Origin of the sequence: Streptomyces sp. NPDC005863 (genome assembly GCF_042871345.1) — a bacterium.
GTDB lineage: Bacteria > Actinomycetota > Actinomycetes > Streptomycetales > Streptomycetaceae > Streptomyces.
On sequence record NZ_JBIAII010000006.1, the window covers coordinates 389,868 to 409,823 of the forward strand.

At 71.2% G+C, this 19,956-nt stretch carries 17 protein-coding genes, 1 tRNA gene and 1 riboswitch; of the genes, 12 read left to right on the forward strand and 6 right to left on the reverse strand.

The genetic code is table 11. The annotated features are described in order from the left end of the window. The first annotated feature begins 58 nt into the window (after positions 1-58). The 6 genes from ACFYO9_RS23235 to ACFYO9_RS23260 all read left to right on the forward strand — a co-directional run bounded on the left by ACFYO9_RS23235 (position 59) and on the right by ACFYO9_RS23260 (position 5,980). A complete protein-coding gene (locus ACFYO9_RS23235; RefSeq protein WP_358776269.1) occupies positions 59-1,138 on the forward strand; it encodes a transglycosylase family protein in 1,080 nt (359 codons plus the stop codon). 228 nt (positions 1,139-1,366) lie between these two features. Beyond that, positions 1,367-1,536: riboswitch (cyclic di-AMP (ydaO/yuaA leader) on the forward strand. A gap of 4 nt (positions 1,537-1,540) precedes the next feature. Beyond that, entirely contained in the window at positions 1,541-2,260 is a 720-nt protein-coding gene (locus tag ACFYO9_RS23240) for a transglycosylase family protein (RefSeq protein ID WP_358776267.1), read from the forward strand. Between the two features lie 308 nt (positions 2,261-2,568). Continuing rightward, positions 2,569-3,858, forward strand: coding sequence for a phosphopyruvate hydratase (eno, locus tag ACFYO9_RS23245; RefSeq protein ID WP_355807349.1), 1,290 nt, complete (start codon positions 2,569-2,571; stop codon positions 3,856-3,858). Between the two features lie 131 nt (positions 3,859-3,989). Continuing rightward, positions 3,990-4,469, forward strand: coding sequence for a septum formation initiator family protein (locus ACFYO9_RS23250; protein ID WP_355807347.1), 480 nt, complete (start codon positions 3,990-3,992; stop codon positions 4,467-4,469). Between the two features lie 21 nt (positions 4,470-4,490). After that, complete coding sequence (locus ACFYO9_RS23255; protein WP_358776265.1) at positions 4,491-5,030, forward strand: DUF501 domain-containing protein; 540 nt, start codon at positions 4,491-4,493, stop codon at positions 5,028-5,030. Further along, positions 5,027-5,980 carry a Ppx/GppA phosphatase family protein gene (locus ACFYO9_RS23260; RefSeq protein WP_358776263.1) on the forward strand — a complete coding sequence of 318 codons (954 nt, stop codon included), beginning with the start codon at positions 5,027-5,029 and terminating at the stop codon, positions 5,978-5,980. The genes ACFYO9_RS23255 and ACFYO9_RS23260 overlap by 4 nt, the downstream gene beginning before the upstream one ends. 9 nt (positions 5,981-5,989) lie before the next feature. Here ACFYO9_RS23260 and ACFYO9_RS23265 read toward each other — a convergent pair whose 3' ends face one another. From ACFYO9_RS23265 to ACFYO9_RS23275, 3 genes are all read right to left on the reverse strand, one after another. Further along, positions 5,990-6,259, reverse strand: a complete 270-nt coding sequence (locus ACFYO9_RS23265; protein WP_358776261.1) for a type II toxin-antitoxin system RelE/ParE family toxin — start codon at positions 6,257-6,259, stop codon at positions 5,990-5,992. After that, the gene (locus ACFYO9_RS23270) at positions 6,256-6,528 is read right to left on the reverse strand and encodes a type II toxin-antitoxin system Phd/YefM family antitoxin (protein ID WP_355807339.1); all 273 of its coding nucleotides are present in this window, start codon (positions 6,526-6,528) and stop codon (positions 6,256-6,258) included. The genes ACFYO9_RS23265 and ACFYO9_RS23270 overlap by 4 nt, the downstream gene beginning before the upstream one ends. Before the next feature lie 99 nt (positions 6,529-6,627). Further along, complete coding sequence (locus ACFYO9_RS23275; RefSeq protein WP_355807338.1) at positions 6,628-6,837, reverse strand: hypothetical protein; 210 nt, start codon at positions 6,835-6,837, stop codon at positions 6,628-6,630. A 452-nt stretch (positions 6,838-7,289) separates the two neighbouring features. On the opposite strand from ACFYO9_RS23275, the gene ACFYO9_RS23280 reads away from it, so the two are divergent. Together ACFYO9_RS23280 and ACFYO9_RS23285 are read left to right on the forward strand one after the other, a co-directional pair. Then, a complete protein-coding gene (locus ACFYO9_RS23280) occupies positions 7,290-8,693 on the forward strand; it encodes an NAD(P)/FAD-dependent oxidoreductase (protein ID WP_358776259.1) in 1,404 nt (467 codons plus the stop codon). 231 nt (positions 8,694-8,924) lie between these two features. Beyond that, positions 8,925-10,223 (forward strand): cyclopropane-fatty-acyl-phospholipid synthase family protein, encoded by a 1,299-nt coding sequence (locus ACFYO9_RS23285; protein ID WP_355807334.1) that lies wholly within the window; start codon positions 8,925-8,927, stop codon positions 10,221-10,223. Between the two features lie 143 nt (positions 10,224-10,366). Here the strand turns inward: ACFYO9_RS23285 and ACFYO9_RS23290 are convergent, their stop codons facing one another. Continuing rightward, positions 10,367-12,880: an ABC transporter permease gene (locus tag ACFYO9_RS23290; protein ID WP_358776257.1), complete on the reverse strand. Its 2,514-nt coding sequence runs from the start codon at positions 12,878-12,880 to the stop codon at positions 10,367-10,369. A 177-nt stretch (positions 12,881-13,057) separates the two neighbouring features. Further along, positions 13,058-13,828 carry an ABC transporter ATP-binding protein gene (locus tag ACFYO9_RS23295; protein ID WP_355807331.1) on the reverse strand — a complete coding sequence of 257 codons (771 nt, stop codon included), beginning with the start codon at positions 13,826-13,828 and terminating at the stop codon, positions 13,058-13,060. Positions 13,829-14,248: 420 nt separating this feature from the next. On the opposite strand from ACFYO9_RS23295, the gene ACFYO9_RS23300 reads away from it, so the two are divergent. Beyond that, positions 14,249-14,331, forward strand: a tRNA-Leu gene (locus ACFYO9_RS23300). 135 nt (positions 14,332-14,466) lie between these two features. Here the strand turns inward: ACFYO9_RS23300 and ACFYO9_RS23305 are convergent. Next, a complete protein-coding gene (locus tag ACFYO9_RS23305) occupies positions 14,467-16,134 on the reverse strand; it encodes an IclR family transcriptional regulator C-terminal domain-containing protein (protein ID WP_358776255.1) in 1,668 nt (555 codons plus the stop codon). A 199-nt stretch (positions 16,135-16,333) separates the two neighbouring features. Here ACFYO9_RS23305 and ACFYO9_RS23310 point away from each other — a divergent pair, with 199 nt between their 5' ends. The 3 genes from ACFYO9_RS23310 to ACFYO9_RS23320 all read left to right on the forward strand — a co-directional run bounded on the left by ACFYO9_RS23310 (position 16,334) and on the right by ACFYO9_RS23320 (position 19,878). Further along, positions 16,334-17,533: a 4-hydroxybenzoate 3-monooxygenase gene (locus ACFYO9_RS23310; RefSeq protein WP_358776253.1), complete on the forward strand. Its 1,200-nt coding sequence runs from the start codon at positions 16,334-16,336 to the stop codon at positions 17,531-17,533. Continuing rightward, positions 17,530-18,882 (forward strand): MFS transporter, encoded by a 1,353-nt coding sequence (locus ACFYO9_RS23315; RefSeq protein WP_358776251.1) that lies wholly within the window; start codon positions 17,530-17,532, stop codon positions 18,880-18,882. The genes ACFYO9_RS23310 and ACFYO9_RS23315 overlap by 4 nt, the downstream gene beginning before the upstream one ends. Positions 18,883-18,948: 66 nt before the next feature. Further along, positions 18,949-19,878 carry a Bax inhibitor-1/YccA family protein gene (locus ACFYO9_RS23320; protein ID WP_355807325.1) on the forward strand — a complete coding sequence of 310 codons (930 nt, stop codon included), beginning with the start codon at positions 18,949-18,951 and terminating at the stop codon, positions 19,876-19,878. Positions 19,879-19,956: the final 78 nt, after the last annotated feature.

Sequence of the window (19,956 nt, forward strand, 5' to 3'; positions counted from 1 at the left end):
CGACTTGAGCGCCCCCGGGCGCCCCAGTTGTCGCCGCAGTCTCCTGAAAGGCAACCGCATGCTCTCCGGTCATGGTCGTCACCGACGCCCCCGCCAGGCCCCGGCTCTCATCGTCGCGGCAGGCGTCACCGGATCAGCCATCGCCATCCCGCTGCTCGCCGCCACCAGCGCGAGCGCGGCCGACACGGCCACGTGGGACAAGCTCGCCCAGTGCGAGAGCGGCGGCGCGTGGAGCGCCGACCCGGGCAACGGTTACTACGGAGGGCTCCAGCTCTCCCAGGACACGTGGGAGGCCCACGGCGGCCTCGAGTTCGCGCCCAGCGCCGACCAGGCCTCCAAGTCGCAGCAGATCGCCGTCGCCGAGAAGGTCCTGGACGCCAAGGGCACCGACGCCTGGCCGAGCTGCGCGCCGATCGCCGGTCTCACCGACGGCGGCGCCGCGGCCGACGTCGACCCCGGAGCCCCCCTCCCGCAGACCCCGGACGACACGTCCGACTCCACCGGCCCGACCGGGAGCGACAAGGCCGACGGTTCGAAGGACTCCGAGGACACCGAGGGTTCCGAGGACTCCGCGGACAAGAACAAGGGCACGGACGAGGACAAGGGCGAGGACAAGGGCGAGAAGGCCGACCCGTCCTCGGACGCCGGCGAACCGTCCGCGGACGACGACACGCCCGGCTCGGCCGACGACGCGCGAGACAAGAATCACGACGAGTCCGGCGAAAAGGACGGCAAGGACAGCAAGGGCGACCAGGCCGACGCGGATGACGCGGATGACGCGGACGCCGACGGCAAGTCCGGGTCGCAGGACCCCGCTTCGTCCGGCTCCGAGGGGTCGACCACGCCCGCCGAGGGCTCGGACGGCGCGTCGGCGGGACGCCACCGCGGCGGCGTCGACGAGAGCGAGCGGGCCGGCGGCGACCGTCCGGGGCGGCACGCGTCGCGCGGCGCCGACCGTGACGGTGGCATCGCCGACGGGACGTACACGGTGCGCTCCGGGGACAACCTCTCGCTCATCGCGGACGACCTCGACGTCGACGGCGGCTGGCACGAGCTCTACGCCGAGAACAAGAAGACCGTCGGCGGCGACCCGGACCTCATCCTCCCCGGTCAGAGCCTCGATCTGGGCGAAAAGTAACGGTAGTTGACGAAGAGTCGGGCGGGGTCTTCGCGTCGTATGTCCGCTTTGGCGCGAGTGAGACATGGGTCTCAGAAGCCCTGATCGTCTTTGAAATTGTGTGGAAGACGTGATTACCGTCGTCACCGCTCGCCACTGGTGGGCCCCGCCGGTCGGTACGCCGAATCCTGCCAACGGCCGGACGGGAACAGTCGTCGCTCAAGAGCGCCGTGGGCAGGAGCGGGGGACCCAAGGTTTGTGCCGGGTCCGTCCGTTGAGGGGTGGGGCAGCCGAGAGGCTGAGCGCCGCGAGACGGACGGGAACGGCTAGGGGTGAAGTCGCACTCGAGAAGTGCGACCGGGCAACCACATCGGCCCGAACCCGACAGCTCACCTCGCAGGCGTCGGTGTAGGGGATCAACTCATGCTGCTTTCCAGCAAGGGCAAGCACCGTCGTCCGTCCAAGGCCACGCGCGTCGCCACCCTCGTCGGTGTGACCGGCGCGGCCGTCGCCGCTCCGCTGATGGCGGCCGGCTCGGCCTCCGCCGCCACCGCCTCCGAGTGGGACGCCGTCGCCCAGTGCGAGTCCGGTGGCAACTGGTCCATCAACACCGGCAACGGTTTCCAGGGCGGTCTGCAGTTCTCGCCGTCCACCTGGGCCGCGTACGGCGGCACCAAGTACGCGCCGTCCGCCGACAAGGCCTCCAAGGCCCAGCAGATCGAGATCGGCGAGAAGGTCCTCGCGGGCCAGGGCAAGGGTGCCTGGCCGTCCTGCGGCGTCGGCCTCTCGGGCGCCTCCCCCAGCAGCGGCGGCGGCCAGCAGGAGCAGGCCCCGCAGCAGCAGAAGCCGCAGCAGACGCAGCCGCAGCAGACGCAGCAGCAGGCCGCTCCGGAGCAGAAGCAGGCCGCGCCCAAGCCGCAGCCCACGCCGCAGACCGAGTCCAAGAAGACCGTCGAGACCCCGACCGGCAAGACGGTCAAGAAGGGCGACGGCGAGTACAAGGTCGAGTCCGGCGACACCCTCTCCAAGATCGCCCAGTCGCACCACGTCAAGGGCGGCTGGCAGAAGGTCTACAAGCTCAACGGCGACATCATCGACGACGCCGACTTCATCTACCCGGGCCAGCAGCTGCACCTCAGCTGAGCCTCCCGGGCCCTTCGGGGCCCACCCGGCCGTGCCTCGGCGGACGCACGGCCACCCCGTCCCCACGGGCTCCCCGCCCCGGTGCGCGTATCCCCCGTACGCACCGGGGCGGGGCCATGTCCGCCCCCGCCGTGTTCGCTACCAGCGAGTAAAACGCGGTCTTCCGTCCTGTTTCCCGGGGATTTCGCCTCTTGTCCGTCCCACGGGACGGGCGGTCGGCTGGCTGAAGCCCCGGAGCCGGTTAGGCTCAGGAGACGCAGGGCCGAAGCGGCTCGCGTAAACGCGTCACATCCCAGAAGGAGATGCTCGTGCCGTCCATCGACGTCGTCGTAGCCCGGGAAATCCTGGACTCCCGAGGCAACCCCACGGTCGAGGTCGAGGTCGGCCTCGACGACGGCAGCACCGGTCGTGCCGCCGTTCCGTCCGGTGCCTCCACCGGTGCCTTCGAGGCCATCGAACTCCGTGACGGTGACCCCAACCGTTACCAGGGCAAGGGTGTCGAGAAGGCCGTCCTCGCCGTCATCGAGCAGATCGGCCCGGAGCTCGTCGGCTACGACGCCACCGAGCAGCGCCTGATCGACCAGGCCATGTTCGACCTGGACGCCACCGACAACAAGGCCTCGCTCGGCGCCAACGCCATCCTCGGCGTCTCGCTCGCCGTCGCGCACGCCGCATCCGAGGCCAGCGACCTGCCGCTGTTCCGCTACCTCGGCGGTCCGAACGCGCACCTGCTGCCCGTCCCGATGATGAACATCCTGAACGGCGGGTCGCACGCCGACTCCAACGTCGACATCCAGGAGTTCATGATCGCGCCGATCGGCGCCGAGTCGTTCTCCGAGGCGCTGCGCTGGGGCACCGAGGTCTACCACACCCTCAAGAAGGTGCTGAAGGAGAAGGGCCTGTCCACCGGCCTCGGCGACGAGGGCGGCTTCGCCCCGAACCTGGACTCCAACCGCGCCGCGCTCGACCTCATCCTGGAGGCCATCAAGCAGGCCGGTTACGTCCCCGGTGAGCAGATCGCGCTCGCCCTCGACGTCGCCGCGTCCGAGTTCTACAAGGACGGCTCCTACGAGTTCGAGGGCAAGTCCCGCTCGGCCGCCGAGATGACCGAGTACTACGCGGAGCTCGTCGCCTCGTACCCGCTGGTCTCCATCGAGGACCCGCTGTTCGAGGACGACTGGGCCGGCTGGAACACCATCACCGAGCAGCTCGGCGACAAGGTGCAGCTCGTCGGCGACGACCTGTTCGTCACCAACCCCGAGCGCCTGGCCCGCGGCATCGAGGAGAACTCGGCCAACGCCCTGCTCGTCAAGGTCAACCAGATCGGCTCGCTGACCGAGACCCTGGACGCCGTCGAGATGGCCCAGCGCAGCGGCTTCAAGTGCATGATGTCCCACCGCTCCGGCGAGACCGAGGACGTCACCATCGCCGACCTGGCCGTCGCCACCAACTGCGGCCAGATCAAGACCGGCGCCCCGGCCCGCTCCGAGCGCGTCGCCAAGTACAACCAGCTGCTGCGCATCGAGGAGATCCTCGACGACGCGGCCGTCTACGCCGGACGCAGCGCCTTCCCGCGGTTCCGCTTTGCGGACCAGTAGGCACAGCCGCTTCGCGGACCAGTAGGCACAGCCGCTTCGCGGACCAGTAGTTACGTACGTCCCCGCACCCGGTCCCGTACCGTGTGCGGGGACGTACGCACGTATACGCGCAGCTCTGGGGAGGCGGAACCATGGCCAAGGCCGGGACCAAGGACCGGTTCTCCACCGCGACCCGCCTGCGGCTGCTCGGCGAGCAGACCGCCGAGCGCGTCTACCGCTCCCAGACCAAGCGCCAGGCCCGCCGCTCCCGGCTCACCGGCCGCGCCGCCCTTCTCGCCCTCGTGCTCTGCTCGTTGGTCGTCGCGCTCGCCTATCCGATGCGGCAGTACGTCTCCCAGCGCGCCGAGATCGACGATCTGCGCCGGCAGCAGGCCGAGCACCACGCGGACGTCGAGAAGCTGCGTGACGAGAAGGCCCGCTGGCAGGACGACGCGTACGCGGAGCAGCGCATCCGCGACCGGCTGCACTACGTGATGCCCGGCGAGACCGGCTTCACGGTGATCGACCCCGCCGCGGCGCACAGCCGGCGCCCGGACCAGGGCGCGGCCGCCCGCCCCTGGTACTCCAACGTCTGGGACGGCGTCGACAAGGCCGACCGTTCCGACAACTGACCGACCGATGGAAAGACAGGCATGGAAACGCCCCCGCCGACCACTGAGCGCACCGAGCCCACCGACGCCGACGTCGAGGCCTTCAAGCAGCAGCTCGGCCGCCCGCCGCGCGGGCTCCGGGCCATCGCGCACCGCTGCCCCTGCGGGCAGCCGGACGTCGTCGAGACGGCGCCGCGCCTCCCGGACGGGACGCCCTTCCCGACGACGTACTACCTGACGTGCCCCCGGGCCGCCTCCGCGATCGGCACCCTGGAGGCCAACGGCGTCATGAAGGAGATGTCGGAGCGGCTGACGACCGATCAGGATCTCGCCGCCGCGTACCGCGCCGCGCACGAGGACTACATCGCGCGCCGTGACGCCATCGAGGTCCTGGAGGGCTTCCCGAGCGCGGGCGGCATGCCGGACCGCGTGAAGTGCCTGCACGTCCTGGTCGGCCACTCGCTGGCCGCGGGCCCCGGGGTGAACCCGCTGGGCGACGAGGCCCTCGCGATGCTGCCCGAGTGGTGGGCGAAGGGCCCGTGCGTGACGCCGTGCGCGGTCCCGCAGGGGGAGGGCGCATGACCAGGGTCGCCGCCATCGACTGCGGCACGAACTCGATCCGCCTGCTGGTGGCCGACGCCGACCCCGCCACCGGCGCGCTGGTCGACCTGGACCGCCGGATGCAGATCGTCCGCCTCGGCCAGGGCGTGGACCGCACGGGCCGCCTCGCCCCCGAGGCGCTGCAGCGCACCTTCGCGGCCTGCCGCGAGTACGCCGCCGTCATCAAGGAGCACGGCGCCGAGCGGGTCCGCTTCGTCGCCACCTCCGCCTCCCGCGACGCGGAGAACCGCGACGAGTTCGTGCGCGGCATCCTGGACATCCTGGGCGTCGAGCCGGAGGTCATCACCGGCGATCAGGAGGCCGAGTTCTCCTTCACCGGTGCGACCAAGGAGCTGACCGGCCGGGACGACATGGCGACGCCGTACCTGGTCGTGGACATCGGCGGCGGCTCCACGGAGTTCGTGGTCGGCGCGGACCAGGTGCAGGCCGCCCGCTCGGTCGACGTCGGCTGCGTGCGGATGACCGAGCGTCACCTCGTACGGGACGGCGTGGTCACCGATCCTCCGACGCCGGATCAGCTGGCCGCGATCCGCACCGACATCGAGGCGGCCCTCGACCTCGCCGAGCGGACGGTGCCGCTCAAGGAGGCCCGCACGCTGGTGGGCCTGGCCGGTTCGGTGACCACGGTCGCCGCGATCGCCCTGGACCTCGACGCCTACGACTCCCGGGCGATCCACCACTCCCGGATCCCGTACGAGCGGGTCAAGGAGATCGTGGAGCGGCTGACGCACGCCACGCACGACGAGCGCGCCGCGATCCCGGTGATGCACGCGGGCCGCGTCGACGTCATCGCGTCGGGCGCCCTCGTACTCCTCGCGATCATGGACAGGGTGGGCGCCCGCGAGGTCGTCGTCAGCGAGCACGACATCCTCGACGGCATCGCCTTCCATACGGCGCTCGCGGCGCGGTAGGAGGGGCCGCTACAGGTTGCGGTAGACGTCCCGCCGGTCCCCCACCTTGACGACGAGGACGATGAGTTCACCGTCGTTGATCTGGTAGGCGACCCGGTAGCTCCCGACCCGGAGCCGGTAGAGGCCCGACGGGCCGGTGAGTTTCTTGATGTCGGCGTCCTGGCGGTACGGGTCGTCGCCGAGTGCGGTCAGCGCGGTCAGAATGCGCATGGCGTCGAGTCTGTCGATGGCCCGGATCTGCCGTTGTGCTGCCGCGGTGAACCGGAACGCGTACTTCATGTGGCGCCTTCACCGCGCTCACTGAACAGGTCCGCCAGCAGTTCGGCCATCGAAACGGTGGGCTCGCCGTCGGCCAGAACTGCTTCCGCTTCGCGGGCCAGCATGATGTCGGCCGCGTCTTCCAGCGCTTCGAAGTCGGCGATCGGTACGACTGCGGCGACCGGGGCACCGTTGCGCGTGATGACGGTCGGCGTGCCCTCCTCGGCCTGGTTGATGTGTTCCGCGAAGTGAGCGCGTGCGTCCCTGACGGTCGCGGTGTTCTCGGTCATGGGGCGAGTGTACGCATTCGTGTGTACACGCCGCCAGGCACGAGCGGGCCCCGGCACCTGGAGAGGTGCCGGGGCCCGCTCGTCACGCGGTGGGACGCGTCAGTCCTGCACCAGGTCGCCGAACGCGGCCACCGAGTTCCAGTTGCCGTTGCCCCAGTCGGCCGACTCGTGGGACGGGGCGTTGCCGCTGAACTCGGCCTCGTTGTGACCGTTGTGGCCGTCGTGGTCGTCGGCGAGGGCGGTGCCGGCGGCACCGAGGGTGGCTGCGGTGGCCAGGGCCGCTGCGGCGATGGCGGTACGGATGCGCATGCTGCTCTCCCAATCAATAGGGGGGTTGGTGATCGCTCTACGATCTGAACGCAGCCCCGGTGGGCGGGCAACAGGTGCTGGTGCGACAGGGTGACGGGCCTCGCGGCGACACTCCGTCGGGAAACTTCGTGAAGTTCTTCACAAGGAATTCGGTCCCGATGGACGAGGTTCTGGGTCACTTGACCCCCGAAAGGGTCCGTGGAAGGGCCTTACGGCCTCCGGATCAGAGGTTCCGGGGCGAGGGCCGGGAGCGGGCACGGCCGGTGGTCCACCTCGTCGCGCGGCCAGGACGAGCAGCTCACAAGGGGTGAACAACGACTCGTGTGACGTCCTGGTTCCCCCGCGACGCCATGACCTCTGTCACGTGGGCGGCGAAGTGTAGCAGAGCCCCTGGGCATGCTTGTGAAGGGGCGCACGAGCGACCCCCGCCGGGCGGGTGGATACTCGATGGCATGAGCACCACGGAGCGTCCCAGGATCCTCGTAGTAGGCGGTGGGTACGTAGGCCTGTACGCAGCTCGGCGCATTCTCAAGAAGATGCGCTTCGGAGAGGCGACCGTCACGGTCGTCGACCCCCGGTCGTACATGACCTACCAGCCCTTCCTCCCCGAAGCCGCCGCCGGCAACATCTCGCCCCGGCATGTCGTCGTACCGCTGCGACGCGTGCTGCCGAGGGCCGAGGTTCTCACCGGCCGGGTCACCACCATCGACCAGGACCGCAAGGTCGCCACGATCGCGCCGCTCGTCGGCGAGGCGTACGAGCTGCCTTTCGACTACCTGGTCATCGCGATGGGCGCGGTCTCCCGCACCTTCCCGATCCCCGGCCTCGCCGAGCAGGGCATCGGCATGAAGGGCATCGAGGAGGCCATCGGTCTGCGCAACCACGTCCTCGAGCAGCTCGACAAGGCTGACTCCACGACCGACGAGGAGGTCCGCCGCAAGGCGCTGACCTTCGTCTTCGTCGGTGGCGGCTTCGCGGGTGCGGAGACCGTCGGTGAGGTCGAGGACATGGCCCGCGACGCGGCCAAGTACTACAACAACGTCAAGCGCGAGGACATGCGGTTCGTCCTCGTCGACGTGGCCGACAAGATCCTGCCCGAGGTGGGCCCGAAGCTGGGCGCCTACGGCAAGGAGCACCTGGAGAGCCGCGGCGTCGAGGTCTACCTCAAGACCGGCATGGACTCCTGCGTGGACGGCCACGTGGTCCTGAACAACGGCCTCGAGGTCGACTCCAACACCATCGTGTGGACCGCGGGCGTCAAGCCGAACCCGGCGCTGTCCCGCTTCGGTCTGCCGCTCGGCCCGCGCGGCCACGTGGACACCCAGACCACGCTCCAGGTGCAGGGCACGGACTACATCTGGGCCGCGGGCGACAACGCCCAGGTGCCGGACGTCGCCGGCCGCAAGGCCGGCAACGAGAACGCCTGGTGCCCGCCGAACGCCCAGCACGCGCTGCGGCAGGCGAAGGTCCTCGGCGACAACGTGATCTCCGGCATGCGGGGCTTCCCGCAGAAGGAGTACAGCCACGCCAACAAGGGTGCGGTCGCCGGTCTCGGCCTGCACAAGGGCGTCGCGATGATCGTCATGGGCAAGATGAAGATCAAGCTCAAGGGCCGTCTCGCCTGGTACATGCACCGCGGGTACCACGGCATGGCGATGCCGACGTTCAACCGCAAGATCCGCGTCCTCGCCGACTGGACCCTCGGCATGTTCCTCAAGCGCGAGGTCGTCTCGCTCGGCGCCATGGAGACGCCGCGCGAGGAGTTCTACGAGGCGGCCAAGCCCGCCCCGAAGCCCGCTGCCGCCGCCGAGCCGGCGCCCGCGGTGAAGACCGAGGAGAAGGCCAAGGCCTCCTGACCTCGCGTCACTGATCCACCCCGAAGGGGGCCGTCCGCCATCCGTGGTGCGGGCGGCCCCCTTCGGCGTGCCCGGGAAGGCGGCCCCGCGGGATCCCGCGGGGCCCGCGAGCAAGTAGATGGGGTGGGCATCTATTTTGCCGTTCCGTGACGCGGCAACGGGACTGCGCCCGGGGGTCTTCGGTGTTTACGTGGTGTTGGACCGTTCCGGGACCATTCGGAGGTGTGCGTCATGCAGGACGCCGCACTGCGGCTGAAGAAGATCGCCGAGCAGCTCATCGGAGCTCCCCTGCCGGTGCGCATCCGCGCCTGGGACCGGTCGGAGGCGGGGCCGCCGGGCACCCCCGTCCTCGTCGTACGCAGCCGCCGTGCCCTGCGCCATCTGCTCTGGAAGCCGGGCGAACTGGGCCTGGCCCGCGCCTGGGTCGCCGGTGACCTGGACGTCGACGGCGATCTGTTCGCCGCCCTCGACCTGCTCGCGGAGTTCATCTGGGAGCGCGGCGAGGACGCCCGGAGCCTGCGCGATTCGCTGCGGGACCCGGGGTTCCGGGCCGCCGCGCGCGAGCTGTTCGCGCTCTCCGCGCCCTTCCTGCCGCCGTCCCCGCCGCCCGAGGAGATGCGCAGACACGGCCGTCTGCACCGCCACACCAAGGGCAGCGACCGGCAGGCCATCAGCCACCACTACGACGTCGGCAACGACTTCTACGAGCTGGTGCTCGGCCCCTCGATGGTCTACTCGTGCGCCTACTGGGAGTCGCCCGACGCCACCCTGGAGGGCGCCCAGCGCGACAAGCTCGAACTCGTCGCCCGCAAGCTCGCCCTGAAGCCCGGCATGCGCCTGCTCGACGTCGGCTGCGGCTGGGGCTCCATGGCGATCCACGCGGCCCGCGAGCACGGTGTGAGCGTCGTCGGCGTCACGCTCTCGCAGGAGCAGGCCGCGTATGCCAGGAAGCGGATCGCCGAGGAGGGCCTGACCGACCGCATCGAGATCCGCGTCCAGGACTACCGCGACGTGCGCGACGGCCCGTACGACGCCATCAGCTCCATCGGCATGGCCGAGCACGTCGGCGCCGAGCGGTACCTGGAGTACGCGCACGACCTGTACGCCCTCCTGGGACCCGGCGGGCGGCTGCTCAACCACCAGATCGCACGGCGCCCGCAGACGGACGAGTCGGCGTACAGCGTGGACGAGTTCATCGACGCGTACGTCTTCCCCGACGGTGAGCTGGCGCCCCTCGGCAGCACGGTCGCTCTCCTGGAACGGGCCGGCTTCGAGGTGCGCGACGTGGAGGCCATCCGCGAGCACTACGCCCTCACCCTGCGCCGCTGGGTGGCCAACCTGGAGGCCCACTGGCCCCAGGGCCAACGCCTGACCTCCCCGGGCAGGGCCCGCATCTGGCGCCTCTACATGGCCGCCTCCGCCCTGGCCTTCGAACGCAACCGCATCGGCGTGAACCAGGTCCTGGCAGTGAAGACGAGGGAGAACGGAACGTCGCCCCTACCGCTGAGAGCGAGGACCTGGACGGCGTAGCGTCGGAATCCCGGCGCGCCCGGCGCGCTTTCAGCCCGTCCGGCGTTTGAGGACGAGCCGCGAAGCGGCGATATACGTCAACCCGAAGGGCCCCGGACGAGTTTCCTCGCCCGGGGCCCTTCCCCTGCTACCCCCAGCGGGAGCTACTCCGCCTTGATGGCCATCAACGGATTAAGCCGCGCAGCGCTCCGCGCAGGCCACACCGCCGCGAGGACGCCGACCACCGCCGCGACGGCCAGGAAGATCGCGATCCGGGCGACCGGGATCTCCATGGAGTACGTGGCGACCTTCTCGGCGATGCTGCCGCCCACGACCCAGCCCATGAAGAGGCCGAGGACGATGCCGAGCACCGCGCCGAAGAGCGAGATGATGACCGCTTCGAGCCGCACCATCTGCTTGACCTTCGCCCGGTCCAGGCCGATGGCCCGCAGCATCCCGATCTCGTGCTTGCGCTCGAAGACCGACATGGCCAGCGTGTTGATGACGCCGAGCACCGCGATGAGGATGGCCATGGCGAGCAGGCCGTACAGCATGTTCAGGATCATGTTGATGCCGCCCGCGACCGCGTTGCTGATCGCGTCCTTGTCCTGGATGGTGATGGCCGGGTTGTCGCCGAGCGCCTTGACGATGGCGTCCTCGGCGCGGTCGGACGCGCCGCCCGCCATCTTCACCAGGACCTGCTTGTCGAGGACCTTGGTGACGTGCGGGTCGACGACGGAGGTCGGCGTGAAGAGGCCGCTGAGCATCTCGTTGCGCTCGTAGACGCCGGCGACCTTCAGCTTGACGGTCTTGTCGTCGTCCTCGAACTTCAGCGGGAAGGTGTCGCCCGTCGTGAGGCCCTTGTCCTTCGCCGTGTCGGTGTCGATCAGCGCGGTGCCGTCCTTGAGGCCGGCCACCGAGCCGCTGGTGAGGTCCAGGCCCACCAGGTCGCCGAAGGTCTTGGGGTCGACGCCGTTGACGTTGGTGTAGCTGCCGTCGGCCTCGCCGTAAGCGGTGCGCAGCGGGGTGGTCGACTCGACGTCCGGGATCTTGTCGAGCTTCTGGCGGACCTCGGGGGTCAGCGGCTCGAAGTTCGCCATGGAGACGCTGTAGTCGGCCTTCATGGAGCCGGCCGCCATCTTGTTGATGGCGCTGCCCATGGAGGTCGCCACGACCGTCATCGCGGTGATGAGGGTCAGACCGATCATCAGGGCCGCGGCGGTGGACGCGGTGCGGCGCGGGTTGCGCACGGAGTTCAGGCGGGACAGCTTGCCGGTGACGCCGAACGGCTTCAGGAGCGGCGCGGAGGCGGCGATGAACGGCCGGGAGAGCAGCGGGGTCAGCACGATGACGCCGACGAGGACGATGCCCGCGCCGCCCGCCATCACATAGTTGTCCTCCATGAACAGCATGACCGTGCCGAGGGCGACGATGAGCGAGCCGATGGTGTTGCGGACGACCAGGCCGCGCATGGTCGGCGTGGCGTGGACGCTGTTCATCGCGGCGACCGGCGGGATCTTCGCGGCGCGCCGGCCCGGCAGCCAGGCGGCGAGCATGGTCACGACCACACCGATCAGGAGCGCCACGACGATCGTCGTCGGCGCGATGACCAGCGGCCCGTCGGGCAGCGATGCGCCGCCGGAGTTCATCAGGGCCTGCAGGCCGAGGCTGACGCCGATGCCGAGCCCGAAGCCGGCCACGGCGGCGATCAGGCCGACCACGAAGGCCTCGATGAGCACCGAGCGGGTGACCTGGCGGCGCGAGGCGCCGACGGCCCGCATGAGGGCGAGCTCCTTGGTGCGCTGGGCGACCAGCATGGTGAAGGTGTTGGCGATGATGAAGATGCCGACGAAGAGGGCGATGCCGGCGAAGATCAGCAGGACCTGGCTCATCGAGCTGGTCTGCTGCTCGATCATGTCGTCCTGATCGGTCTTGAGCTCGCCGCCGGTCATCGTCGAGGTGTCCTTGGGCAGGATCTTCTCGACGGAGGCGTTCAGGGCCGACTCGGAGGTGCCCGCGGCGGCCTTCACGTCGATCTCGTCGTACTCGGTCTTGTTGAGCGCCTTGAGCGCGGTCGCGTTGTCCAGGACGGCGAGGCTGCCGCCCGCGACGACGCTGCCGTTGTCGGTGTCGAAGACGCCGCTGATCTTGGCGGTCCGCACCGGGCCGTCGGTGGAGTAGCGGACGGTGTCGCCGACCTTGTAGCCGGTGCGCTCGGCGGTACGGCTGTCCAGGGCGATGTCGCCGGCGGACTTCGGGGCACCGCCGCGCACGAAGTCGTAGCGCGGGTCCTTGCCGTCCCTGCCCGGGTAGTAGTTGGTGCCGGTGGTGCCCCACTCGCCGCCGACCAGCTTGCCGTCCTTGTCGGCGAGGGCGGTGAAGCCGGAGACGGACCCGATGGCGGAGTCCGCGCCGGGCAGCCCCTGCGCCTCCTTCAGCAGCGAGTCGGTGAGCTTCGGCTTCTGCTTGGACTCGTCGTCCGAGGAGCCGCCGTCCGACTGGATGGCGACGGAGACGTGGTCGAAGCTCTTCGCCGACTTGTTCTTGTAGGCGTTGCCGAAGGTGTCGGTGAAGACCAGGGTGCCGGAGACGAAGGCGACGCCGAGCATGACGGCGAGCACGGTCATCAACAGCCTGGCCTTGTGCGCGAGCACATTGCGCAGGGCGGTACGGAACATGGGTATGAGTCCAGGGTGAGGTGAGGGGGGAGGGGCGCGGAGGGGAGAGAAAGGGCACCGGAGGTGCCTTCTCAGGGGCGCGGGGAACTGCGCGACAAGCCACGACGGGCCCGCGGTCCCGAACAAAGGCCGGGCCCCGACGGCGGCAGGGGAGAGCCACCCGGAGCCGAGCCGCGACTAGCTCGTCCGCCCCTTCGCGTCGAAGTGCTTCATCCGGTCGAGCACCCCGTCCGCGGTGGGCCCGTGCATCTCGTCGACGACCCGCCCGTCGGCGAGGAAGATCACGCGGTCCGCGTACGAGGCGGCCACCGGGTCGTGGGTGACCATGACGACGGTCTGGCCGAGGTCCCGCACCGAGTTGCGCAGGAAGCCGAGGACCTCGGCGCCCGAGCGCGAGTCGAGGTTTCCGGTCGGCTCGTCACCGAAGATGATCTCCGGCTGGGAGGCGAGGGCGCGGGCCACCGCGACGCGCTGCTGCTGGCCGCCGGAGAGCTCGGTGGGCCGGTGGCTGAGGCGGCCGGAGAGGCCGACCATCTCGATGACCTGCTCCACCCACCGCTTGTCGGGCCTGCGGCCGGCGATGTCCATGGGGAGCGTGATGTTCTCCAGGGCCGTCAGGGTCGGCAGCAGGTTGAACGCCTGGAAGATGAAGCCGATCTTGTCCCGGCGGAGCTTGGTGAGCTGCTTGTCCTTGAGCGTCGACAGCTCGGTCTCGCCGAGGCGCACCGAGCCGGAGCTGAAGCTGTCCAGACCGGCGACGCAGTGCATCAGGGTCGACTTGCCGGAGCCCGAGGGGCCCATGATCGCGGTGAACTCGCCCTGTCCGAAGTCGACGGAGACCCGGTCCAGGGCGACCACCTGGGTCTCGCCCTGTCCGTACACCTTGGACAGTTCCGTGGCGCGGGCCGCCACGGCGGTGGCGCGGGTGGCGAAGGGGGTGGTGGTCACGGGAGGGTGCTCCTGTCGGGACGACGAGTAGGGACGTACTCCATCGTCCTGGCCGATCAGCGCCGTGGAGTCACCCGCTGCTCCGGTTCCGGGGGCCCTCTCCAGTCGGACTTGAGGAGCCCCTGTCATACCTGGGGATGACACGCGTCCCTGATGCGGAAGGGGGACAGACGGGGCCGATCCGGAAAGCGGGTGACAGCGGCGACGGGAACCTCAGGGCGGCTAAATTCCGTCATTCCGTGCAGAGGCCCACGAGACCGGCCGAGCCCGAGGACAGGCCTCCGGCATGTACCGATGGACTGTGCCGAGGACTGATGCACCCTCAGACGTCAATAAAATAAGACAACATCGGGCTGACCTTCCGCTGTTCGGGGGACGCCTCCCGATAGGGTCGAAGCCTCGACGCGGAGCCCATGGCCTGCCCGGATGGTGGAATGCAGACACGGCGAGCTTAAACCTCGCTGCCCCTCGGGGGCGTGCCGGTTCGAGTCCGGCTCCGGGCACTTCCGCTGTCCTGCCCTCGGGCACCGCCAAATCCGTTGCCCCGCGCACGATTTGATGCGCCATCAGGCATATGCCCCGTGCCGAGCCGCCGCCCTCTCGCCCGCTCGTCCTCGCCCGCCCGTCCTCGCGTCCGCTCAGGACAGCCGTACGGCGTTGAAGCGCGCCGCCGTGTGCAGATCCGTCTCGATCGCCGCAGCCGTCTCCCGCAGTACGGGCAGCAGCGCGTCGCGGGCCTCGGCGAGCGGACCGGAGCCCGCGTGCTGGGCGACGTTCAGCGCCGCGACCACCCGCCCCCGCGCGTCCCTGACCGGCACGGCCACCGAGCGGAGGCCCTCCTCCAGCTCCTGGTCGGCGGTGGCGTGGCCGTCGGCGGCTGCCCGGTCGAGGAGCCGGGCGAGGGCGCCGGTCTCCGTCACGGTCCGCGCGGTGAGGGCGCGGGGCGGCGCGGCGGCGAGGAGCCGGGCGCGCTCGGGGCCGGGGAGCCCGGCGAGCAGCACCCGGCCCATCGCGGTGGCGTACGCGGGAAAGCGGGTGCCCACCGTGATGTGCACGCTCATGACGCGCGCCGCCGCGGCCCGCGCGACGTACCGGATGTCGGTCCCGTCCAGGACGGTGACCGACGCGGACTGGCGCACCCGGTCCGTGAGGGCGCGCAGGTGCGGCTCGGCGATCTCGGCGAAGGTGAGCCCGGACAGCGGGGCGTGGCCGAGCTCCAGGATGCGGGGGAGCGGGCGGTACAGGCGGCCGTCGTGGGCGGCGTACCCGGCCCGCTCCAGGGTGTGCAGACAGCGCCGCGCGGTGGCCCTCGGCAGCTCGGTGGCCGCGGCGAGCGCGGTGAGCGCCAGGCCCTCGCCGCGCGCCTCGCCCAGGGCGCGCAGCACCGCGAGCCCCCGGGCCAGGGACTGCAGGAAGCCCGGACCGAGGTCCGCCTTGGCGGCCGCGGCATCCGTGGCGGGGGTGCGGGCCGACTCCTCGGCGGGCGGCGGCGGTTGTGCGGCCGACAGGCGGGCGAGCCGCGCCGCCTCCGCCCGCAGCCGCGGCAGCATCGCGTCGGCGAGGCCGTCCGCCGTGTGCCTGCTGGTGTGGCTCACCGCCGACAGGGCGTACCGGATGCGGCCCGCGCCGTCGCGCACCGGGACCGCCACCGCGATCAGGCCCGGTTCGATCAGCTGGTCGTCCAGGGCCCAGCCCGTCTCGCGGGAGCGGGCGACGCGGCCGGCGAGGTCGGGGAGGGCGTGCGGGGCGGGGCCCGGCGGCAGCGCGGGGTAGGCGGCGCTCGCGTCCTGGACGGCCGTGGGGGCGTCCGGGGCGGCCGTGCGGGCCCGCCAGGCCGCCCAGCGCGCCTCGTCCCACCCCTGGGCGAAGAGCGCGCCGGGCGCGCACCGCTCGGGCGGCAGCAGGTCGCCGATGCGGAACGCCACCGACATCGCGCGGCGCCGGGCGGCCTGCGTCACGAAGCGCACCCCGTCGCCGTCCGGCACCGCGAGCGACACCGACTCGTCGAGCTCGTCCGCGAGCCGGGCGGTGCGGGCCGCGACCTCGCCGGTCAGGCCGCTGGCGGCGAGGTAGGCGTTGCCGAGCTCCATGAGGCGGGGGGTGAGGTGCAGCTCCTGGCCGCGCACGCGGACGTAGCCGAGGTGGGCCAGCGTCGCCACGACCCGGTCGACGGTGGAGCGGGCAAGGCCGGTGGCGCGCACGAGATCGCCGGCGCGCAGCCGGCCCGGCTCCGCGGGGGCGAGGGCCCGCAGCACGGCGAGCCCGCGCTCCAGGGGACGTACGGACTCCACGGACTCGTCGGACATGGCGCCGCGCTCCTCGCTGCCGGGAAGACCCGCGGCCCCGGGAAGACCGGAAGCCGGAAGGCCGGGAAATCGGATGCCGCACGACCGTTGACAGCGCACAGGCGCGGCCAGAGACTCCCGGCAACACATTATGAACGAAAGTTCACCAGGCGAACAAGAGCGGGGCGTGCGCGGGGTGGACGCGGGAGGGGATCGAGCGATGCGCACCACCGTCGGGATCATCGGGGCCGGACCGGCCGGGCTGCTCCTCGCCCGCCTCCTGCACCGGGCCGGCATCGAATCCGTCGTCCTGGAGAGCCGGGACCGCGCGTACGTGGAACGGCGCCAGCGCGCCGGAATCCTGGAACAGGGCACCGTCGACGTGCTGCGCGAGGCGGGCGCGGCCGCCCGCATGGACCGCGAGGGCCTGCCGCACCACGGCATCGAACTCCGCTTCGACCGCCGACGCCACCGCGTCGACTTCCCCGCGCTGACCGGCGGCAGATCCGTCATGGCCTACGCCCAGACCGAGGTCTGCAAGGACCTCATCGCACTGCAGCTGGCGGAGGGCGGGCCGCTGCTCTTCGGGGCGGAGGCACTGGAGGTGACCGGCGCCGAGAGCACGAGCCCGCGCGTGCGGTTCCGGCACGAGGGCCGCGAGTCCACCCTGGTGTGCGACTACGTGGTGGGCTGCGACGGCTTCTGGGGCGTGTCCCGCGCGGCCGTCCCCGAAGGGCTCTCCCGGACCTTCGAGCGCACGTACCCCTTCGCCTGGCTCGGCGTCCTCGCCGACGTGGCGCCCTCCCACGACGAGCTCGTCTACGCCCGCCACGAGCGCGGCTTCGCCCTGCTGTCCATGCGCTCGCCGACCGTCACGCGCGCGTACCTCCAGGTTCCCGACGGCACCGACCCGCGCGAGTGGACCGGACCGCGGATCTGGGACGAGCTCGACCGCCGCCTGGAGACCGACGACCCGGCCTGGACGCTGCGCCGCGGCCCCCTCACCGCCACCTCCGTCAGCCCCATGCGCAGCTACGTCCACGAGCCGATGCGGCACGGGCGGCTCTTCCTCGCCGGGGACGCCGCGCACATCGTCCCGCCGACCGGCGCGAAGGGCCTCAACCTCGCCGTCGGCGACGTCACCACCTTCGCCCGCGCGCTGGTCCACCACCGCGACACGGGCGATCCGAGCCGCCTCGACGCGTACTCCGCGACCTGTCTGCGCCGCGTCTGGCAGGCCGAGCGCTTCAGCTACGCGATGACGACCCTGCTGCACCGCGCGCCCGACGCCACCCCCTTCGACGACCGCATCCAGCTCGCCCGCCTGGACCGCATCACCACCGCGCGGTCCGCCGAGACCGACCTCGCGGAGGCCTACACCGGCTTCCCCCTGACCCAGACCGAGAGGCAGAGCCGGTGAACCCCCCTGAGCGCACCTTCCGGGCCGTCGCGCCCGTCATCGCCCTGTGCTGGCTCGTCGTCTTCTTCGACGGCATGGACGTGAACATCTACGGCGCCGTCATGCCGCACCTCATCGACGACAAGGACTTCGGCTTCACCGCGTCGACCGCGGGCACCGTCGGCTCCTGGACCACCTTCGGCATGCTCGTCGGCGCCCTCGGCTGCGGCACCCTCACCGACTGGCTGGGGCGCAAGCCGATGGTGACGGGCAGCGTCGTCGTCTTCTCGCTCGGCTCCGCGCTGTGCGCGCTCGCGCCGGGTGTCGCCGTCTTCGGCGCCGGGCGCTTCGTCTCCGGGCTCGGGCTCGGCGGGCTGATGCCGATCGGGCTCGCGATCGTCGCCGAGTTCGCGCCGCCGCGCCGGGCCGCGCTCGCCACCGGCCTGATGATGACCTCGTACCACGCGGGCGGCATGGCGGCGACGGGCCTCGGGCTCGCGCTCGGCCCCGACCACGGCTGGCGCGTCGTCTTCTGGGCCGGCGTCGTCCCGGCCCTCGTCGCCGTCCCGCTGGTCCTCCGGTGGCTGCCCGAGTCGCCCGGCGTGCTGCTCGCCAAGGGGCGCACCCGTGACGCGGAGACGGTCGCCGCCCGCTATGCGCTGCCCGCCCCGACCCCGGCGCAGGCCGCCGAGGCAGGCGCCCGGGGACGCTTCGCCGCCGTCCTCGCGCTCTTCGCGCCGGGGCGGCGCCTGGCCACCCCGCTGCTGTGGCTCGCCTCCTTCGCCGGGCTGCTCCTGGTCTACGGCGTCTCCACCTGGCTGCCCGAGCTCATGCGGGCCTCCGGCTACTCGCTCTCCTCCTCCGTGACCTTCCTCATGGTGATCAACGCGGGCGGCATCGTCGGCATGCTGATCGCCGGGCGCACCGCCGACCGCTTCGGCGCCGTCCCGGTCTCCGCGGTCTGGTTCCTGCTCACCGCCTGCGGCGCCTTCCTGCTCAAGGCCCAGCTGCCGCTCACCGTCGCCTACGCCGTCGTCTTCGTCACCGGAATCTGGCTCTTCTCGGCGCAGGTCATGGTGTACGCGGCCGCCCCTTCCGTCTATCCGCCCGCGCAGCGCGCCACGGGGCTCGGCTGGGTCACCGGCGTCGGGCGCACCGGGGCGGTCGTCGGGCCCTGGCTCGGCGGCGCGGTCGTCACGGACGGCGACGCCTCGCTCGGCTTCACCACCTTCGCGGTCGCCGCGGTCCTCGGGGCGGTCGCCATCTCCCTGGTGCCACTCGCGCGGGCGAACGATTCCGATACGGGAACAGTGGGGGCCTCCCCGTGCGTTCTCGGTCACAGAGAGGGAAAGATCCTCCCCAAGCACTAGGTCCATCCTTTTGCCTACGCATTACTCTTGAGGCAAAGCCACGCACGGTGGCCATGGAGGAGTGAAATGAGGAGCAGTAACCCGGTCTTCTCGCGACGGGGGTTCAGCCGCGACAACGGCTACGCCGGCTTCGGCGGGCAGCCGCAGGCCGGGGGCCCCGCGAGCGCGACCCAGACCCACCAGGGCAATCCGTACGTGCAGGGCAATCCCTACGCCGGAGGCCAGCAGGCCCCCGCGGGCAACCCCTACGCCACGAATCCGTACGCGCAGCAGGACGTGCAGCACGGCGCCCCCCAGGCACCCGTAGGCGCCGGCCGCATGACGATGGACGACGTCGTCATGCGCACCGCCACCACGCTCGGCACGCTCGTGGTCACGGCCGCGCTCGCCTGGGCGCTGCTGCCGGTGGACGACGCCCACATCAGCAAGTCGTACGGCATCGCGATCGGCGCAGGCCTCGTCGCGATGGTGCTCGGCCTGGTCCAGGCGTTCAAGCGCAAGGCCTCGCCCGCGCTCATCCTGACGTATGCCGCACTGGAGGGCGTCTTCCTCGGCGTCGTCTCCAGCGTCGTCGACAACCGCATCGCGAGCGGCGCGGCCATGCAAGCCGTGCTCGGCACGATGGCGGTCTTCATCGGCGTCCTCGTGGCGTACAAGGCGGGCTGGATCCGCGTCAACCGCCGCTTCTACGGCTTCGTGATGGCCGCGGCGATGGGCTTCCTGCTGCTGACGGCAGTGAACCTGCTGTTCATGGTCTTCGGCGGCGGCGACGGTCTGGGCTTCCGCTCCGGCGGCCTCGGCATCGTCTTCGGCATCGTCGGCATCCTGCTCGGCGCGTGCTTCCTGGCCCTCGACTTCAAGCAGGTCGAGGACGGCATCGCGTACGGCGCGCCGAAGGAAGAGGCCTGGCTGGCCGCGTTCGGTCTGACGATGACGCTCGTCTGGATCTACATGGAGTTCCTGCGCCTGATCGCCATCTTCTCGGGCAACGACTGACCCAGGCGGTCGGTCGTCACAGGACGAGCAACCCCGAAGGGCCCGCGGACCGGGAACGGTCCGCGGGCCCTTCGCCGT

Bases quoted from the DNA above. Each gene is read 5' to 3' on its own strand.
- ACFYO9_RS23235 (WP_358776269.1), top strand. From the start codon at position 59: ATGCTCTCCGGTCATGGTCGTCACCGACGCCCCCGCCAGGCCCCGGCT.
- ACFYO9_RS23240 (WP_358776267.1), top strand. From the start codon at position 1,541: ATGCTGCTTTCCAGCAAGGGCAAGCACCGTCGTCCGTCCAAGGCCACG.
- ACFYO9_RS23250 (WP_355807347.1), top strand. From the start codon at position 3,990: ATGGCCAAGGCCGGGACCAAGGACCGGTTCTCCACCGCGACCCGCCTG.
- ACFYO9_RS23255 (WP_358776265.1), top strand. From the start codon at position 4,491: ATGGAAACGCCCCCGCCGACCACTGAGCGCACCGAGCCCACCGACGCC.
- ACFYO9_RS23260 (WP_358776263.1), top strand. From the start codon at position 5,027: ATGACCAGGGTCGCCGCCATCGACTGCGGCACGAACTCGATCCGCCTG.
- ACFYO9_RS23265 (WP_358776261.1), bottom strand. From the start codon at position 6,259: ATGAAGTACGCGTTCCGGTTCACCGCGGCAGCACAACGGCAGATCCGG.
- ACFYO9_RS23270 (WP_355807339.1), bottom strand. From the start codon at position 6,528: ATGACCGAGAACACCGCGACCGTCAGGGACGCACGCGCTCACTTCGCG.
- ACFYO9_RS23275 (WP_355807338.1), bottom strand. From the start codon at position 6,837: ATGCGCATCCGTACCGCCATCGCCGCAGCGGCCCTGGCCACCGCAGCC.
- ACFYO9_RS23280 (WP_358776259.1), top strand. From the start codon at position 7,290: ATGAGCACCACGGAGCGTCCCAGGATCCTCGTAGTAGGCGGTGGGTAC.
- ACFYO9_RS23285 (WP_355807334.1), top strand. From the start codon at position 8,925: ATGCAGGACGCCGCACTGCGGCTGAAGAAGATCGCCGAGCAGCTCATC.
- ACFYO9_RS23290 (WP_358776257.1), bottom strand. From the start codon at position 12,880: ATGTTCCGTACCGCCCTGCGCAATGTGCTCGCGCACAAGGCCAGGCTG.
- ACFYO9_RS23305 (WP_358776255.1), bottom strand. From the start codon at position 16,134: ATGTCCGACGAGTCCGTGGAGTCCGTACGTCCCCTGGAGCGCGGGCTC.
- ACFYO9_RS23310 (WP_358776253.1), top strand. From the start codon at position 16,334: ATGCGCACCACCGTCGGGATCATCGGGGCCGGACCGGCCGGGCTGCTC.
- ACFYO9_RS23320 (WP_355807325.1), top strand. From the start codon at position 18,949: ATGAGGAGCAGTAACCCGGTCTTCTCGCGACGGGGGTTCAGCCGCGAC.